This is a genomic window from Shinella sp. Sh6, from assembly GCF_055392685.1.
Genome location: NZ_AP044005.1, coordinates 2164484 through 2181424 on the forward strand (window position 1 = coordinate 2164484; position 16941 = coordinate 2181424).

A 16941-nucleotide genomic window follows, 5' to 3' on the forward strand; every position below is an offset into this window, starting at 1 on the left:
CCGGCTCACACCGGCACGTAACCGATGCCCTTCGCCTCGATCTCCTCGAAGGACTCCTCATAGCCCGCATCCGCATAGCGGATGACGCCGAGGGCGGTATCGTTGGTCAGCGCATGCTCCAGCCGCTCGGCGGCCGCCGGCGTGCCGTCGGCGATGAGCGTCACGCCGCAGCTCGTCATGTAGCCGGCATAGCCGCCGCCGCCGGAATGGACGACGACGAGGTCGGCCATGGAGGAGGAGAGCAGCATGGCGTCGAGCAGCGGCCAGTCGGCGATGGCGTCCGAGCCGTCCTTCATGCGCTCCGTCATGATGTTGGGATGGGCCATGGCGCCGGCGTCGAGATGGTCGCGCGAGAAGGCGACCGGCCCCCTCAGCTCGCCGTCCGCCACGAGCCGGTTCACGGCCAGCGCCAGCGCCGTGCGCTCGCCGTGGCCCAGCCAGGCGATGCGCGCCGGCAATCCCTCGAAGGGGATGTTTTCGCGCGCGAGGCGGATCCAGTTGGTGACGATCCGGTTGTCCGGGAACATCTCCAGCACGAGGTCGTCGATGCGGGCGATGTCGCTCTCCTCGCCGGAAAGGGCCATCCAGCGGAACGGGCCGATGGCCCGCGCGAAGAGCGGGCGCAGATAGGCTTCGGTGAAGATCGGGATGTCGAAGGCGTTGGCGACGCCCCCTTCCCGCGCCTGCGTGCGGATGAGGTTGCCGTTGTCGAAGACCTCGGCGCCCCTCCTCTGGAATTCCAGCATGGCCGAGACATGCTCGACGATCGAGGCGCGGCTTGCCGCCATGAGCTGCCCCTGCCCGTCGTCGCGAAGGCCCTTCACCTGATCGAGGCTCATGCCCTTCGGCACGTAGCCGTAGACGAGGTCGTGCGCCGAGGTCTGGTCGGTGACGATGTCCGGCACGATGCCGCGCCGCACGATCTCCGGATAGACCTCGGCCGCATTGCCGACGAGGCCGATGGAGGTGGCGCGCTTTTCCTTCACCGCCGCCTCGACCATCGAAAGCGCGGTATCGAGGTCGGGCGCCACATGCTCCAGATAGCCGGCGGCCTTGCGCTTGGCGGCGCGCTCGGGGTCGATGTCGACGCAGAGGATCGCCGCGCCCGCCATGCGCCCGGCAAGCGGCTGCGCCCCGCCCATGCCGCCGAGGCCGGCCGTCAGGATGAAGCGCCCGGCAAGGCTGCCGCCGAAGCGTTTTTCCGCGATGCGCATGAAGATCTCGTAGGTGCCCTGGATGACGCCCTGGCTGCCGATATACTGCCAGGCGCCGGCCGTCAGCCCGCCCCAGCAGATCAGGCCCTTGCGCTGGAGCTCGTAGAACACCTCCGCCTTCGCCCATTGCCCGACGATGTTGCAGTTCGCCATGATGACGAGCGGGGCCTTCGCATGGGTCTTGAGGAGACCGACCGGCTTGCCCGACTGGATGAGCAGCGTCTGGTCCTCGTCCATCCCGGTGAGCGCCTTGACGATGGCCCGGTGCGAAGCCCAGTTGCGCGCCGCCTTGCCGAGCGCGGCATAGACGACGAGGTTGTCCGGGTCTTCGCCGACCGACAGCACGTTCTCGAGGAGTCGCAAAAGCCCCTCCTGCCGCCAGCCCTTCGCCCGCAGCACCGGGCCGCCGGGAATGGGATAGTTCGGATGCCGGGGGTTCGGTTTGGGCATGGGTATCTCCTCAGATCGGTTGTGCCGGGAGGCTCACCCCCCTCTGCCCTGCCGGGCATCTCCCCCACAGGTGGGGAGATCGAATCGTGGCCCCGCTTCGCCCCAAGCCGATCTCCCCCCTGTGGGGGAGATGCCCGGCAGGGCAGAGGGGGGTGCGGCCGCAAATGCTTCTCTAAGCCACCGTCTCCAGCGCATACCGCGCCAGCTCGATCCCCATCGCCTTCTCCACCGAAGGATAGACCGAGGGATCGAGCACGCTCGAAGCCAGCGGGATGACCGTCTTCGGCACATGCAGCACGAAGACCCTCATGCCGACCTCCAGTTGCCCGACGCTGAGCGGCTCGCCCTCCGGCGAAAGCGTGGTGATGACGTCCGGGAAGGTCGCGAGGCGCCGGCCCTCGCCGCTTTCCACCGCCATGTATTCGTTCATCACATGCAGCACCGTCGCCTTGCCGCCCGTGCCGAGCGTCACCGTGCCGATGTCGAAGGCCTCGTTGGTATAGGCGACGGCCTTGCCGGTAATCGTGCCCTCGGCGAGGATCGCCCCGCCCGTCGTCTTCACGATGGCGTCGATCACCGCCGGGCCGCCCTTGCCCTCCGCCGCGAGGATCGCCTCGCCGAGCGTGAGCGCCAGCGAAATGCCCCCGAGCGCCGCATTCCGGCGCACATAGGAGGCCCGCAGCGGATTGCGGGCCGAGGCGATGAAGCCGCCGGACTGGTCGGCGGCCGTGCGCAGGATCGGCGAGACCTTCGCCGTCGCGCCGCGCACGACGAGCTCGATATAGCGGTTCTCCTCGCGGTTGCCGCCGACGGCCGTCTGGATCATCTGCTCCGGCGAGCCCGCCATGCCGATGGAGCCCATGTCGCCGGTCGGGTGCGCGCGCATGTCCCCGACGGCATCCAGCACCTTCGTGCCGAGGATCGCCGAGGGCAGCCAGCCGTTCAGCGTCGAGGATTTTCCGTTCTGCCCCACCATCAGCGCAGAGACCTTCTCGCCCAGCGCCTCCTGCAAGAGCTCCACGGCCTTCACATAGTCGACGCCGCGCATCTCCCAGGGCGTGGTGGAGGCCGGCGCGCCGATGGCCGCCGCCGTCGCCACCCAGTCGTGGTCGTCGAGCTCGTCGATGGAGACGAGCTCCGGCTTGCCGATGGAGACCGCGGCATAGCCGAGCATGCGGCCGTGGTCCGCCCAGCCGCCGCCGCCGGCGGCATAGACCGAGCCGCCCTTGACCGCCGCCTCGACGTCTTTTTCCTTTAGAATCCGGCCCATCAGGCACCCTCCTGAATCAATGTCTCATCAAGCTGAATCACTGCGTTAAACAGCACCGCCGCGCCGAGTGCGATGTCGTCGGTCTCGGCAAATTCCTCCGGCGCATGGCTGCGCCCACCGAGGCACGGCACGAAGATCATCGCCGCCCGCGTCACCTTCGCCATGAAGGCCGTGTCGTGCCCCGCGCCGGAGGCCATGCGCCGGTGGCGCGCGCCGACGGCCTCGCAGGCCGCGTCCAGCACGTCGAGCACCAGCGGATCGCCCGGCGTCGGCATGTTGTCGGAGATGCGCCGCGGCGGGGCGATGGCGGTGCCCGTCTCGCGCGCGACCTGTTCGGCCAGCCGGTCGACGGAGGCCGAAAAGAGGTCCATCGCCGCGCGCTCCTCCGCCCGGGCATCGATGAGGAGGCGCGCACGGGACGGCACGACATTGGCCGCATTCGGCTCGATGGAGAACTCCCCCACCGTCGCCGTGAAATGCCCCGGCCCCTCCGACAGCGACTTCGCCAGCGCCTCGATGCCCGTCACCAGCCGTGCGGCAGCGGCGAGCGCGTCGGCGCGTCGCCCCATCGGCGTCGTGCCGGCATGGTCCGCCCGGCCCTCGACGACGATCTCGATGCGCGTAATGCCGGCAATCGCCGTCACGACGCCGATGTCGAGCTTCTCGCTCTCCAGCACCGGCCCCTGCTCGATATGCAGTTCCAGAAAGGCGGCGATGTCCCTGCGGGCCTCGGCGGCGATGCGCGCCGGGTCGCCGCCAGCCTCGCGGATGCCCTCTTCCAGCGTCAGCCCGTTGCTCTCGCGGGAAAGCCAGTCCTCAGGCAGCACGCCGGCCATGCCGCGGCTGCCGATGCAGGAGACGCCGAAGATCGACACCTCCTCGGCAAGGAAATCGACGATCTCCAGGTCGTGGTCGAGCGCAATGCCCTTGTCGGCGAGCGCGCGGGCCACCTCCAGCGCCACCGCGACGCCCGCGATACCGTCGTAGCGCCCGCCATCCGGCACCGTGTCGGAATGGGAACCGAGCATGATCGTGCCGCTGCCGGGCTTTCGGCCCGCACGCCGGCCGATCAGGTTGCCCGCCGCATCGATGCGCGTTTCAAGCCCAGTGGCCCGGAATTTTTCCAGAAGGAAATCCCGCCCTGCCGGGAACAGGGCGGTAAAGGCACGCCGCGTATAGGGCCGTCCCGGATCGGTGAGCCGGGCAAGGCCATCGATCACCTCCGCAATGCGCGCGGGATCGACGGGCAGGTTGGTCGGGCGGGCCATTCTCAGGCGCTCCTTAAGACGAGCGTCGGCAGCGGCCGCACGAAGGCGCCGGTGCCTGGTCCGGCCAGCACCTTCGTGCGGTCGAAGGCGAGCCTGCCGCGCAGATAGGTCGCGGAAACCCGCCACGGCAGGCGGATGCCGTTATAAGGCGACCAGCCGACGACGTTGTGGCCGCTCGCCGCCGCGTCATAGACATGGGGCTCGGGCGTCAGCACGGTAATGTCGGCATCCTTGCCGGGCTCCAGCGCGCCTTTCACATGGTCGAGCCGGAAGTGCCGTGCCGGGTTGAGCGCCATCAGTTCGGCCGCGCGGGTCAGCGGAATGCCGCGCTCCAGCGCACCCTTGACGAAGAGCGGCACCATGACCTCCAGCCCCGGCACGCCGGAGGCGTTCACTAGCATGTCCGGGTTCGTCTTGCGGTCCTCCGACCAGCTCACATGGTCGGTGGAAACGAGCGTGACATTACCCGCCGCGACATGCCGCCAGAGCTTTTCCACCTCGGCGCGCGGGCGGATCGGCGGGTTGATCTTCGCCTTGCCGCCGAGCCGGGCGACGTCGTTCTCCTCGTCGAGCGTCAGGTAGTGGATGCAGCACTCGATGGTCGCGCGAAAACCCTGCGCGCGGTAGGCGGCCGCGATCTCGTAGCCGCGGCCGAGCGAGCAATGCACGACATGGGCCGGGCAGCCGGTCGCCGCGCCCGTCTCGTAGATCTGGTTGGAGGCGAGCAGCTCCGTCAGCGGCGGGCGCGACAGGCCGTGCGCGCGGTAATCGGTGATGCCGGCCGCCTTCACCTTCGCGATGGCCGCGCGCACCGCCTCGTCGTCCTCGTTGTGGACGCCGGCCGTCAGCCCCGTCGGCGCGATGGCGCGGAAGCAGTCTTCGAGCAGCGCGGCGGGAATGCGCGGAAAACGCTTCGGGTCCGTGCCGAAGGTCGAGAACTTGAAGGCCGCAACGCCCGCCTCGACCATCTCGCCGATGCGCGCCGGCCCCTCTTCCGGATCGACCGTGCCGTAGAGCGCGAAATCGACCCGCGCCTGCGGCGAAGCATGGTCCACCTTGCGCTTCACCGCTTCGGCCGAGCAGACGAGGTTGCCCTCGTCATAGGGCATGTCGACGATGGTGGTGACGCCGCCGGCCGCCGCCGAGCGCGTCGACCAGATGAAATCCTCCTGGTCCTTCTGCGAGAGCGAATGGACCTGCGCGTCGATGGCGCCCGGCAGGATCAGCGCGCCGGAAAGGTCGTGCCGTTCCTTGGCCGCCGGCATCGCGCCCTCACCCACATGCGCCACCTTGCCGTCGCGGACCGCGACATGGCCGCCCTCGACGATGCGGTCCGGCAGGACCACGGTGCCTTTCAGAACGAGATCGAAATCGGCCATCGCGGTATCCTCAGGGTTTCAGGGCGAAGAAGACGTCGAAATCCGCCATCGGCGCGGCCGCGAGGAAGGCGGAGAGCGCTTCAAGGCTGGCAAGGTCGCGGTCGAGCGCCTCGATCTCGGCGGAAAGCGGCCGGTCCTTGCGGTAGAAGGCGCTGATCGCCCGCGTGCGCTCGTAGGCGATGGCCGCCACGCCCTCCACCCTGTCGCCGGCAAGGTCCACCGCCTGCGCGGACAGCATGGCCTCGAGCGCGGCGAGCTGGCGAAGGTCCCGCACCTGGCTTTCCATGCGCTCGACGATGAGCGGCAGGAAGGTCGCCTCCTCCTCCAGCCCGCCGGCGACGACGATGGACTGCGCCGAGATCGGCACCGCCAGCGACTGGATGCGCATGTAGAGTTCGACGGCGAGCTTGAGCAGCGGCCCGAAGCCCGTCGCCGCCTCGCCGGGCGCCACGAGGTTGACCGGCAGGTTGCGCCTGACCCCGTTGGAAAGCAGCACGCAGCGGTTCAGCACGTTGCGGGCAAGATGGGCGAAACCCGTCTGCGCCGCCTCGACATAGAGCGTCGTGGAGAGCGGCAGCGAACCGCCGGAGGCCATCACGTGGTCGTCCAGCACGACGGGGTTGTCGTCCGACTGCGCGGTCGCCTCGACGATGCGCTCGGCCGCGTTCTTCAACGTATCGAGGCAGGCGCCGAAGACCTGCGCCGTCATGCGAAGGCTCAGCGGATCGTGGATCGCCGAGGGCGTCGGCCAGTTGCCGGAGGCCGCCTGTTCCTCGAACCAGCGGCCGGCCATCGCCTCGCCATGGGCGGAAAGCCTTGCTGCCACCCGCCACGGATCGGCCGAGGCGCCGAGCGCCAGCGAGGAGAGCACGCCCGTCACCATGAGGTTGCGGATGGCCTTTGCCGCCTCGCGCACGACATTGGCCGCGGCGGCATGCGAGATGGCGTTGACGCTGAGGGCGGCCAGCGCATCGCGCGGCTGCATGCGGTAGGGTTTGAGGCCCGCACGGCGCAGCGCCTCGGCCGCCGGCAGGCGCTCGCCGCCGTACCAGGCCTCGCCCTCGCCCGTCAGCACCGCCGCCACCTGCCCCATCAGGCCGATATCGGCGCAGCCCATCGAGCCGTGCCGGCGCACGACGGGCACCACGTCCTTGTCGAGAAGCCCGAGGAAGGCGTCGATCAGCTCCGGGCTGCAGCCGGAATAGCCGCCGAGCGCCGTGTTGACGCGGATCGCCATCGCCTTGCGCACGATGGGAAGCGAGAAGGGCTCGCCCGTGCCGAAGTGATGCGCCTTGACGAGGCTGTTGTTGAATTCGACGAGGTCGTCCGCTGTCCAGAGCTTGTCCTTCATCGAGCCGACGCCGGTATTGGCGCCGTAGATCGGCAAGCCGGAAGCAAGGCGCTCGGTCACCACATGCCGCGCCGTGCCGATGCGCCCCATGCCGATCTCGCAGGCCACCGGGCGGCGCGTTCCAGCGCCGATCGCCTCCAGCGCAGCAAAGCCGAGCGGTTGGCCGGTGAGATAGAGCATGTCGGCGGAAGCGAGCATCGTCGGAAAACCTGTGTTCTGAAGGGATGTTATGCGGAATGCCGGCACAGCCCATATCCCAAAACCCGCACGGCTCATGCTATAAGCCGAACGGAAAGGAAAAGCCCGCCGATGGATCTATCCACGCTCTGCCTTGTGCATGGCATTCTCGATGAACGCGGCATCCGCAGGGCGGCGGCCGCCGCCGGCCGTCCCGCCTCCAGCGCCAGTGCGGCGCTGCGCCGGGTCGAGGCGGTCCTGTCCGTGCCGCTGGTGCGGCGCGACGGGCAGGCGCTCGTGCCGACACTGGAGGCCGAGGCCCGCCTGCCGCGCTTTGCCGAGATCGCCCGCGCCGCCCTGTCACTTGCAGCCCTCGGCGGCCGGGCAAAGGCGCCCGCCGTCTCGCTGGGCGCCCTCGCCCGCTTTACCGCCGCCGTGCGCGCCGGCAGCATCAATGCGGCGGCAAGGGAACTCGGCCTCGGCCAGCCGCAGCTCACGCGCCAGCTCACGCATCTGGAAAAGGCCGTCGGCTGCAAGCTCCTCGACCGTTCGGCGACCGGCATCGGCTGCACGCCCGCGGGCCTCGAAGCCCTTGCGCTTGCCGAGCGCATCGCCGCGGCGTGGGAATCGCTTTTCGCCGCCTCGGCCGAGCGCTTCCGCCGCAGCGCCGCCACCTGGCGGCTCGGCACCGTCATTCCCTTCGGCCACGAGAGCGAGATCGCCGCCATGCTCGCCCGCCTCGCCGTCGGATGGCGGGCGGCGCGGCCGCGCCAGCCGCTCTTCCTCTCCTCGACGACCGCGGACGAGCTGGTGGCGGGCCTCAAGAACCGGCGCTTCGACCTCATCCTTCTCGATACGGACCGCTATCCCGCCGAATTCGAGGGCCGGCTGATCGCCCGCTCGCGGCTCGCCCTCGCCGGCCCGCGCTCGCTGGGCGGGGAGGACCGGCAGGACCTTGCCGCCCTCATCCGCGCCCATCCCGTCGCCGTGCCGAGCCCCCGCAGCGGCCTGCGCCAGATGACGGACCGCTTCCTCGAAGCCACGCTTTCCCCGGCGGAACGGGCGCGGCTGACGCTGGTCGAGGTCGATTCCATTCCGGTCATCATCAATCTCGTGCTGCGCCACGGCCATCTCTCGGTGCTGCCGGAGCAGTCCGTCGCCAACGTCGCCCCGCCGCTCGCGCTCCTGCCGCTCGATGCCGCCTACCAGCAATCCCTCAGCCTCGTCTGGCCGCGTGACGCGCTTTCCCGGCAGGCGGCGGAGACGATGGCGGCCTTCCTCGAAAAGCGTTAGGCCTTCGTCCCTGCCCGCAGCCGCCGCCGGGTCTCCGTCGGGCTTTCGTGGTAGTGGGCGCGATAGCTGCGCGAGAAGGCGGAGGAGGAGTTGAAGCCGGTGAGCGCGGCGATGTCGGCGAATTCGGCCCGGGTCTCGATGACCTTGCGGCGGGCGGCGTTGAGCCGGAGCGCCAGGTAGTGCTGGTGCGGGGCGACGCCCATCGCCTCCTGGAAGAGATCCTGCAAATGCCGTGCGCTGATGCCGACGCGCCGTGCCAGCCGGGCGAGCGTCAGCGGCGCGTCCACCGTCTCCTCCATCAGCCGCACCGCCTGGCTGACGCGCTGGTCGGCGACGCGCATGTTGCCGAGCGCCGGCACCTGCAGGAGGCCGCCGGTGCGCTCGTGCTCGTAGATGAAGAGCCGCGAGACCTCCAGCGCCAGCGAATAGCCCTGCCGGCGGCGGATGATCTCCAGCATCAGGTCGAGCGTCGGCAGCGAGCCGCCCGTGGTGATGCGCTTGCCGTCGATGACGTAGCGCTCGCGCATCACGGCGATCTGCGGGTAGCGCGAGGCGAATTCCTCCATGTCCTCCCAGTGGATCGTCACCGAATGGCCGTCGAGAAGGCTCGCCTCGGCAAGCAGCCAGCTTCCCGATTCGATGCCCGCCATCATGCTGCGGTAACGCGCCGTCTGCGAAAGCTGGCGGCGCAACAGGGATGTCGCACTCATCTGCCATTGATAGGAGGAGAGCACGAACAGCGGATGCGCCTCCCTCTCGGGCCGGAACGGGCCGTCGACGGGAACCGGGATGCGGCTGCGCGTCTCGACCGGCTGGCCGTCCGGCGAGAACATCCGCCAGCGGTAGAGGTCCTGCCCGGAAATCCGGTTCGCCGCGCGCAGGGGCTCGATGACCGAGGCGACGAGGATCAGGTTCGTCTCGGGCAGGATGAGGATGTCGATGTCGAGCGTGTCCGAAGAGGGATCGAGCATGGCGCGATCCTGCCTGCCTGCTTCTCGAATTGTCAAGAATGGATCCGAAAAGTGAAAGCATTGCGCCGTCTCTTGGCTCGTAATGGCCTCAACGGGAATACTGGGAGAACGACAATGCCTCTTGCGATGAATCGCGACGTCTTCATCACCTGCGCCGTCACCGGCTCCGGCGATACCGCCGGCAAATCCCCTCATGTTCCGCGCTCGCCCAAAGAGATCGCCGAATCGGCCATCGACGCCGCCAGGGCCGGCGCCGCCGTCGTCCACTGCCACGTCCGCGATCCGGAGACCGGCGCGCCGAGCCGGCGCAACGACCTCTACCGCGAGGTGACGGAGCGCATCCGCGACTCGGAAGTGGACGTGGTGCTGAACCTCACCGCCGGCATGGGCGGCGACATGATCTTCGGCAACACCGAGCAGCCCCTTCCGCTCAACCCCGTCGGCACCGACATGGCCGGCGCCACCGAGCGCGTTTCCCACGTCGCCGAATGCCTGCCGGAAATCTGCACGCTCGATTGCGGCACGATGAACTTCTCGCTCGGCGACTACGTGATGACCAACACGCCCTCCATGCTGCGCGCCATGGGCAGGATGATGACGGACCTCGGCGTGCGCCCGGAGATCGAGGCCTTCGACACCGGCCATCTCTGGTTCGCCAAGCAGCTCGTCGAGGAAGGCGTGATCGAGGATCCGGTGCTCATCCAGCTCTGCATGGGCATTCCGTGGGGCGCGCCGGACGACCTCAACACCTTCATGGCGATGGTCAACAACGTGCCGCCCTCCTGGACCTTCTCCGCCTTCTCCATCGGCCGCAACGCCATGGCCTACCCGGCCGCGGCCGTGCTTGCCGGCGGCAACGTCCGCGTCGGCCTCGAAGACAACCTCTACGTCGCCAAGGGCCAGCTCGCCACCAACGCGCAACTCGTGGAAAAGGCCGTCACCATCGTCGAAAGCATGGGCGCCCGCATCATCGGCCCGGCCGAGGTGCGCGAGAAGCTGAAGCTGACGAAGCGCGCGCCGCGCGGGTAAGCCGATTGCCCCTCACCCTAACCCTCTCCCCGCAAGCGGGGAGAGGGGACCTGCCCAACCGGGCATCAGGGGCGGAGGAAAGCGGCGCGGCATATCCCTTCTCCCCGCTTGCGGGGAGAAGGTGGCGGCAGCCGGATGAGGGGCAAATCGCCGAACAAACAAGAACACAACAAGGGAACGCACAGCATGACCACCATCCACAAGGCAGCCTGTGTCGGCGGCGGCGTCATCGGCGGGGCTTGGGTCGCGCGCTTCGCGCTGGCCGGCATCGACGTGAAGGTCTTCGATCCGCATCCCGAGGCCGAGCGCATCATCGGCGAGGTCATGGCCAATGCCGAGCGCGCCTACGGCATGCTCACCATGGCGCCCCTGCCGCCGAAGGGAAAGGTCACCTTCTGCAAGAGCCTTGAAGACGCCGTCGAAGACGCTGACTGGATTCAGGAAAGCGTGCCCGAGCGGCTGGAGCTGAAGCGCGGCGTGCTGACGAAGATCGACGCGGCCGCAAGGCCCGACGCGCTCATCGGCTCCTCCACCTCCGGCCTGATGCCGACCGATCTCCAGCGCGACATGAAGCACCCCGAGCGCCTGTTCGTCGCCCACCCCTACAACCCCGTCTATCTCCTGCCGCTCGCCGAGCTCGTCGGCGGCGAGAAGACCTCGCGCGCCGTGCTGGAGGACGCGAAGGCCAAGCTCGCGCCCATCGGCATGAAGGGCGTGATCATCAACAAGGAGATCGAGGCCTTCGTCGGCGACCGCCTGCTGGAGGCCGTCTGGCGCGAGGGCCTCTGGCTCATCAAGGACGACATCTGCGACACCGAGACGCTCGACGACGTGATCCGCTATTCCTTCGGCATGCGCTGGGCGCAGATGGGCATGTTCGAGACCTACCGCATCGCCGGCGGCGAAGCGGGCATGCGCCACTTCCTCGCCCAGTTCGGCCCCTGCCTCTCCTGGCCCTGGACGAAGCTCACCGACGTCGTCGACCTCAATGACGAACTCGTGGAGAAGATCGCGAACCAGTCCGACGCCCAGTCCGGCGCGCGCGGCATCCGCGAACTGGAGCGCATCCGCGACCAGAACCTCGTCGGCATCATGCATGCGCTGAAGGCCGGCGACGAGGGCCGCGGCTGGGGCTCGGGCAAGCTGCTCGCCGATTTCGAGGCGCATCTGTGGGCGAAAGCCGGCAAGGCGAAGGTCGAGGTCTCCGCAAGCGAACCGCTGCGTCTCCTCGACACCAAGGTCAATGCCGCCTGGGTCGACTACAACGGCCACATGACGGAGCACCGCTATCTCCAGCTCTTCGGCGACACGTCCGATGCGCTGCTGCGCCTCATCGGCGTCGATTTCGACTATGTCGAGGCCGGCCACAGCTACTACACGGTGGAAACCCACATCCGCCATCTCGGCGAAGCCAAGCTCGGCCAGGCACTCTACACGACGCTCCAGCTTCTTTCCTCCGACAGGAAGCGCCTGCACTTCTTCACCCGCATCCACGACGCCGCGACCGGCGACGTCATCGCGACGGCCGAGCAAATGATGGTCCATGTCGACTCGAAGGCCGGCAAGAGCGTCGATGCGCCCGCCGACGTGCTGGCGAAGATCGCACCGATCGCCGAGGCCCATGCGAAGCTGGCGCTGCCGGAAGGCGCGGGGCGGAGCGTCGGGCAGAAGAAAGCGCAGTAAGAATCGCCCCTCACCCTAGCCCTCTCCCCGCAAGCGGGGAGAGGGGACCTGCCGAACGCAGGGCTCGGGAATGGAGGAAACGGCGCGGCATATCCCTTCTCCCCGTTCACGGGGAGAAGGTGGCGGCAGCCGGATGAGGGGCAAACCAAACGAGGGGAGTGCCATGAATTTCGCATTGACCGACGAGCAGCAGATGATCGTGGACACGGTCCGCGCCTTCGTCGAGACGGAGATCTATCCGCATGAAAACGAGGTCGAGCGCACCGGCCATGTACCGCCGGAGCTTGGCCGGGAAATCGCCCGCAAATGCAAGGAGATCGGCTTTTTCGGCTGCAACATGCCCGAAGAGGTCGGCGGCGCGGGCCTCGATCATACGTCCTTCACGCTGGTCGAGCGCGAGCTTGGCCGCGGCTCCATGGCGCTCACCGTCTTCTTCGGCCGCCCCTCCGGCATCCTGATGGCCTGCAACGACGAGCAGCGCGAGAAATACCTGCTGCCGGCCGTCAGCGGCGAGAAGTTCGACGCGCTCGCCATGACCGAGCCGGACGCCGGCTCGGATGTGCGCGGCATGAAGTGCTTCGCCCGAAAGGACGGCGACGACTGGGTGGTGAACGGCACCAAGCACTTCATCAGCCACGCCAACATCGCCGATTTCATCATCGTCTTCATCGCGACGGGCGAGGAGGAGACGCCGCGCGGCAAGAAGAAACTGATCACCTGCTTCCTTGTCGACCGCGGCACGCCGGGCTTCGAAATCCGCGACGGCTACAATTCGGTCTCGCACCGCGGCTACAAGAACTGCATCCTGAATTTCGATGAATGCCGCCTGCCCTCCTCCCAGATCCTCGGCGAGGTGCACAAGGGCTTCGACATCGCCAACGACTGGCTCTATGCGACGCGCCTGACGGTCGCCGCGACATCCGTCGGCCGTGCCCGCCGCGCCTTCGACTACGCGCTCAACTATGCCGCCGAGCGCAAGCAGTTCGGCAAGCCGATCGGCGCGAACCAGGGCGTGTCCTTCAAGCTCGCCGACATGATCACCGAAATCGACGCCGCCGACCTGCTGACGCTCAGCGCCGCCTGGCGGCTCGACCAGGGCCTGCCCTCGAACCGCGAGATCGCCTCGGCCAAGGTCTATGCCACGGAAATGCTCGCCCGCGTCACCGACGAGGCGATCCAGATCTTCGGCGGCATGGGCCTGATGGACGACCTGCCGCTCGCCCGCTTCTGGCGCGATGCCCGCGTGGAACGCATCTGGGACGGCACATCGGAAATCCAGCGCCACATCATCAGCCGCGACCTGCTGCGGCCCCTGGGAGCGTGAGAGAATTTTTCCGCCGTAAATTATGGTGAGATCGGAACAGGCATGAGCACCAAAATTCGCATTGCGCGAGCGCAACTTGGAACAGCGCTTGAACTTTTCATTAGAGATAAGGACCCAATATCTGTTCAAACTCTTGCGTGTGGCGGCAGTGAAATTATCGAAGGATTAAATCAACAAGCAGACAATCCCACGCTCTCTACGCACATACTAAAAAATTTTCCCGAAATAGAATTTGGAAAAATCAAAAAACTGCGGAACCAATACTGGAACGCTATCAAACACTTCTATCAACAGGATGGCAAGACCGCTCGCAACGACGATGACCTAATGGCGGATTTCACCGACAAGGCGAACGACGCCGTTCTCTTCATGGGCTGGCTAGATTATTTGCTATTGAAGAAGCGCTTGCCGATCGAGGCGCAGGTTTTTCAGGTCTGGTGGTATGCGACTAATCCCGAGAGCATGAACCCAGATATAGATCCTACGCCTTGGCAGTCAGTTTTTCCAAACATTGAAGGGCAGTCACGGCAAGAGCAAAAGCGACGCTTGAGAATAGCCGTCGAAAAATGGCGAACTGACAAAAATATATTAGGCGATCCTCGCACGGAGTTAGAGCCGTTATGCGTGGGCGCCTCGCAGTCAGATCTAAGGTCATGAGAAACATTATGATCGTCCGCCCCCTCGACCGCCTCATCCGCCCGCGCTCCATCGCCGTCTTCGGCGGCAAGGAGGCGCGGCGGGTCATCTTCCAGTGCGACAAGATGGGCTTTTCCGGCGAGATCTGGCCGGTGCACCCGCGCGAGGACGAGATCCTCGGCCGCAAGTGCTACCGCTCCGTCGCCGAGCTGCCCGGCGCGCCGGATGCCTCCTTCGTCGGCGTCAACCGCGAGCTGACCATCGGCATCATCCGCGACCTTGCGGCACGCGGCGCGGGCGGGGCGGTCTGCTACGCCTCCGGCTTCCGCGAGGCCGTCAGCGAGCTTGCCGACGGCGATGACCTGCAAAGGGCGCTGGTGGAAGCGGCGGGCGACATGCCGATCCTCGGGCCGAACTGCTACGGCTTCATCAACATGCTGGACGGCGCCCTGCTCTGGCCCGACCAGCACGGCATGCTGCGCATCGAAAGGGGCGTCGCCGTCCTCACCCAGTCCTCCAACATCGCCTGCAACATCTCCATGCAGCAGCGCGGCCTGCCGCTCGCCTATATCCTGACGGCCGGCAACCAGGCGCAGACCGGCCTTGCCGATCTTGCCCTCGCGGTCCTCGAAGACCCGCGCGTCACCGCCGTCGGCCTGCACATCGAGGGTTTCGACAGCCTCGAAGCGCTGGAGCGCCTCGGCCTGCGCGCCCGGGAACTGAAGAAGCCGGTCGTCACGCTCAAGGTCGGCAAATCCGAGCAGGCGCAGCTTGCGACCGTCTCGCACACCGCCTCGCTTGCCGGCAACGACGCCGTCTCCTCCGCCCTCCTCGCCCGCCTCGGCATCGGTCGGGTGGAAACGCTGCCGGAGCTTCTGGAGACGCTGAAGCTGCTGCATGTCGCCGGCCCCCTGCCGAGCTACGACATCTCCTCCATGTCCTGCTCGGGGGGCGAAGCCTCGCTGATGGCGGATGCCGGCGTGAAACGGAAGGTCAGCTACCGCGCGCTGAAGGATTTCCAGCGCCAACCGCTGCGCGAGACGCTCGGCCAGATGGTGACGATCTCCAACCCGCTCGACTACCACACCTTCGTCTGGGGCAACCGCGAGAAGCAGACCGAGGCCTTCACGACGATGATGAAGGGCGGCTACGCGCTGAATCTCGTCGTGCTCGATTTCCCCCGCCTCGACCGCTGCGATGCGGCCGACTGGACGACGACCTGCCACGCCGTCATCGACGCTTCGAAAGCCGCGGGCGCGCATGCCGGCATCGTCGCCAGCATGGGCGAAAACATGCCGGAGGCAACCGCCGAGATGCTGATGCGGAACGGCGTCGTGCCCTTCTACGGCATCGAGGAGGCGCTGGCCGCCGCCGAGGCCGCCGCCGGCATCGGCGAGGCCTGGGCAAAGCCGCAGCCCGCCCCGCTCCTCAAGACGACGGCAAGCGAGGGCGAGGCGGTCACCCTCACCGAGCACGAGGCCAAGCAGGCGCTCGCCGCCCATGGCGTGCCGGTGCCGAAGGGCCTGACGGCCGGAACGGCCGAGGACGCCGCGCAGGCCGCCGAAACGCTCGGCTTCCCGGTCGTGCTCAAGGGCCTTGGCATCGCGCACAAGACCGAAGCGGGCGCGGTGAAGCTGAACCTTGCCGGCCGCGAGGCGGTGCTGGAGGCAGCGCATGCCATGGCCGGCGTCGCCTCGGGCTTCCTCGTGGAAAAGATGGTGGCAAGGCCCGTCGCCGAGCTCATCGTCGGCGCCATGCGCGACCCGGTCGCCGGCCCCGTGCTCACCGTCGGCGCCGGCGGCATCCTCGTCGAATTGCTGGAGGATTCGGCGATCCTGACGCTGCCGACGGACGAAACGGCGATCCGCGCGGCGATAGGAAACCTCAAGGTTGCAAAACTGCTCGGCGGCTATCGCGGCGGCCCGAAGGGCGATGTCGACGCCCTTGTCGCCGCCGTCGCATCAGCGGCATCCTATGTCGTTTCAAACGCTTCAATAATCGAAGAACTGGACGTTAATCCCGTAATGGTGCTGCCGGAAGGCGACGGTGTCGTCGCGGCCGACGCACTGATCCGTCTGAGGAAAAACCCATGACCGGACCGATAAGACAGCGCCGCGAAGGCGGCATCCTGGAAGTCACGATCGATCGCCCCAAGGCGAACGCCATCGACCTCGTGACCAGCCGCATCATGGGCGAGATCTTCCGGGATTTCCGCGACGACGAGACCTTGCGCGTCGCCATCGTCACCGGCGCGGGCGAGAAATTCTTCTGCCCGGGATGGGACCTGAAGGCCGCCGCCGCGGGCGATGCGGTGGACGGCGACTACGGCGTCGGCGGCTTCGGCGGCATGCAGGAACTGCGCGACCTCAACAAGCCGATCATCTGCGCCGTCAACGGCATCTGTTGCGGCGGGGGGCTGGAGATCGCGCTTTCCACCGACCTCATCCTCGCCGCCGGGCACGCCACCTTCGCCCTGCCGGAAATCCGCTCCGGCACGGTGGCGGATGCCGCCTCGATCAAGCTGCCGAAGCGCATCCCCTACCACATCGCCATGGACATGCTGCTGACCGGCCGCTGGCTGGATGCGGCGGAGGCGCACCGCTGGGGCTTCGTCAACGAGATCCTGCCCGCCGACAGGCTGATGGACCGCGCCTGGGAGCTGGCGCGCCTCCTCGAAAGCGGCCCGCCGCTCGTCTATGCCGCCATCAAGGAGGTCGTGCGCGCCGCCGAGGGCGAGACCTTCCAGGCGACCATGAACCGGATCACCAAGCGGCAGTTCCGCTCGGTCGACATCCTCTATTCCAGCGAGGACCAGCTGGAGGGCGCCCGCGCCTTCGCCGAAAAGCGCGATCCCGTCTGGAAGGGACGATGAGGAAAGCGCTCCTGCATCGGGCGC

Annotated in this window: 13 protein-coding genes; 7 read left to right on the forward strand and 6 right to left on the reverse strand. The window is 67.6% G+C overall.

Annotated elements, in window-relative coordinates; translation table 11 throughout:
- Nucleotides 1-5: 5 nt before the first annotated feature.
- The 5 genes from ACZ5TO_RS10465 to ACZ5TO_RS10485 all read right to left on the reverse strand — a co-directional run bounded on the left by ACZ5TO_RS10465 (nucleotide 6) and on the right by ACZ5TO_RS10485 (nucleotide 7130).
- Nucleotides 6-1664 carry a urocanate hydratase gene (locus ACZ5TO_RS10465; protein WP_464798027.1) on the reverse strand — a complete coding sequence of 553 codons (1659 nt, stop codon included), beginning with the start codon at nucleotides 1662-1664 and terminating at the stop codon, nucleotides 6-8.
- 172 nt (nucleotides 1665-1836) lie between these two features.
- Entirely contained in the window at nucleotides 1837-2934 is a 1098-nt protein-coding gene (locus ACZ5TO_RS10470) for a DUF917 domain-containing protein (protein ID WP_464798028.1), read from the reverse strand.
- Nucleotides 2934-4202 carry a Zn-dependent hydrolase gene (locus tag ACZ5TO_RS10475; protein ID WP_464798029.1) on the reverse strand — a complete coding sequence of 423 codons (1269 nt, stop codon included), beginning with the start codon at nucleotides 4200-4202 and terminating at the stop codon, nucleotides 2934-2936. The genes ACZ5TO_RS10470 and ACZ5TO_RS10475 overlap by 1 nt, the downstream gene beginning before the upstream one ends.
- Nucleotides 4203-4204: 2 nt before the next feature.
- A complete protein-coding gene (locus tag ACZ5TO_RS10480; protein WP_464798030.1) occupies nucleotides 4205-5581 on the reverse strand; it encodes a dihydroorotase in 1377 nt (458 codons plus the stop codon).
- A gap of 10 nt (nucleotides 5582-5591) precedes the next feature.
- Entirely contained in the window at nucleotides 5592-7130 is a 1539-nt protein-coding gene (locus ACZ5TO_RS10485; RefSeq protein ID WP_464798031.1) for an aromatic amino acid lyase, read from the reverse strand.
- A 111-nt stretch (nucleotides 7131-7241) separates the two neighbouring features.
- Between ACZ5TO_RS10485 and ACZ5TO_RS10490 the strand changes: the two genes are divergently transcribed.
- A complete protein-coding gene (locus ACZ5TO_RS10490) occupies nucleotides 7242-8402 on the forward strand; it encodes a LysR family transcriptional regulator (protein ID WP_464798032.1) in 1161 nt (386 codons plus the stop codon).
- On the opposite strand, the gene ACZ5TO_RS10495 is transcribed toward ACZ5TO_RS10490, so the two are convergent.
- A complete protein-coding gene (locus tag ACZ5TO_RS10495; protein WP_464798033.1) occupies nucleotides 8399-9373 on the reverse strand; it encodes a GlxA family transcriptional regulator in 975 nt (324 codons plus the stop codon). The genes ACZ5TO_RS10490 and ACZ5TO_RS10495 overlap by 4 nt on opposite strands.
- Before the next feature lie 114 nt (nucleotides 9374-9487).
- Here ACZ5TO_RS10495 and bcoG point away from each other — a divergent pair, with 114 nt between their 5' ends.
- From bcoG to ACZ5TO_RS10525, 6 genes are all read left to right on the forward strand, one after another.
- On the forward strand, nucleotides 9488-10402 hold the full coding sequence (gene bcoG, locus ACZ5TO_RS10500) for a 3-dehydrocarnitine:acetyl-CoA trimethylamine transferase BcoG (protein ID WP_464798034.1): 915 nt from the start codon (nucleotides 9488-9490) through the stop codon (nucleotides 10400-10402).
- A gap of 186 nt (nucleotides 10403-10588) precedes the next feature.
- The gene (locus ACZ5TO_RS10505) at nucleotides 10589-12085 is read left to right on the forward strand and encodes a carnitine 3-dehydrogenase (protein WP_464798035.1); all 1497 of its coding nucleotides are present in this window, start codon (nucleotides 10589-10591) and stop codon (nucleotides 12083-12085) included.
- A 163-nt stretch (nucleotides 12086-12248) separates the two neighbouring features.
- Nucleotides 12249-13409 (forward strand): acyl-CoA dehydrogenase family protein, encoded by a 1161-nt coding sequence (locus ACZ5TO_RS10510; protein WP_464798036.1) that lies wholly within the window; start codon nucleotides 12249-12251, stop codon nucleotides 13407-13409.
- A gap of 42 nt (nucleotides 13410-13451) precedes the next feature.
- A complete protein-coding gene (locus tag ACZ5TO_RS10515; protein ID WP_464798037.1) occupies nucleotides 13452-14066 on the forward strand; it encodes a hypothetical protein in 615 nt (204 codons plus the stop codon).
- Nucleotides 14067-14074: 8 nt separating this feature from the next.
- A complete protein-coding gene (locus tag ACZ5TO_RS10520; protein WP_464798038.1) occupies nucleotides 14075-16138 on the forward strand; it encodes an acetate--CoA ligase family protein in 2064 nt (687 codons plus the stop codon).
- Entirely contained in the window at nucleotides 16135-16917 is a 783-nt protein-coding gene (locus ACZ5TO_RS10525; protein ID WP_464798039.1) for a carnitinyl-CoA dehydratase, read from the forward strand. Before ACZ5TO_RS10520 ends, ACZ5TO_RS10525 begins: the two co-directional genes overlap by 4 nt.
- Nucleotides 16918-16941 lie beyond the last annotated feature (24 nt).

Excerpts from the sequence above, each read along its gene's own strand:
- ACZ5TO_RS10470 (WP_464798028.1), bottom strand. The coding sequence starts at position 2,934 with ATGGGCCGGATTCTAAAGGAAAAAGACGTCGAGGCGGCGGTCAAGGGC.
- ACZ5TO_RS10505 (WP_464798035.1), top strand. The coding sequence starts at position 10,589 with ATGACCACCATCCACAAGGCAGCCTGTGTCGGCGGCGGCGTCATCGGC.
- ACZ5TO_RS10490 (WP_464798032.1), top strand. The coding sequence starts at position 7,242 with ATGGATCTATCCACGCTCTGCCTTGTGCATGGCATTCTCGATGAACGC.
- ACZ5TO_RS10525 (WP_464798039.1), top strand. The coding sequence starts at position 16,135 with ATGACCGGACCGATAAGACAGCGCCGCGAAGGCGGCATCCTGGAAGTC.
- bcoG (WP_464798034.1), top strand. The coding sequence starts at position 9,488 with ATGCCTCTTGCGATGAATCGCGACGTCTTCATCACCTGCGCCGTCACC.
- ACZ5TO_RS10480 (WP_464798030.1), bottom strand. The coding sequence starts at position 5,581 with ATGGCCGATTTCGATCTCGTTCTGAAAGGCACCGTGGTCCTGCCGGAC.
- ACZ5TO_RS10520 (WP_464798038.1), top strand. The coding sequence starts at position 14,075 with ATGATCGTCCGCCCCCTCGACCGCCTCATCCGCCCGCGCTCCATCGCC.
- ACZ5TO_RS10485 (WP_464798031.1), bottom strand. The coding sequence starts at position 7,130 with ATGCTCGCTTCCGCCGACATGCTCTATCTCACCGGCCAACCGCTCGGC.
- ACZ5TO_RS10475 (WP_464798029.1), bottom strand. The coding sequence starts at position 4,202 with ATGGCCCGCCCGACCAACCTGCCCGTCGATCCCGCGCGCATTGCGGAG.
- ACZ5TO_RS10495 (WP_464798033.1), bottom strand. The coding sequence starts at position 9,373 with ATGCTCGATCCCTCTTCGGACACGCTCGACATCGACATCCTCATCCTG.
- ACZ5TO_RS10510 (WP_464798036.1), top strand. The coding sequence starts at position 12,249 with ATGAATTTCGCATTGACCGACGAGCAGCAGATGATCGTGGACACGGTC.
- ACZ5TO_RS10465 (WP_464798027.1), bottom strand. The coding sequence starts at position 1,664 with ATGCCCAAACCGAACCCCCGGCATCCGAACTATCCCATTCCCGGCGGC.
- ACZ5TO_RS10515 (WP_464798037.1), top strand. The coding sequence starts at position 13,452 with ATGAGCACCAAAATTCGCATTGCGCGAGCGCAACTTGGAACAGCGCTT.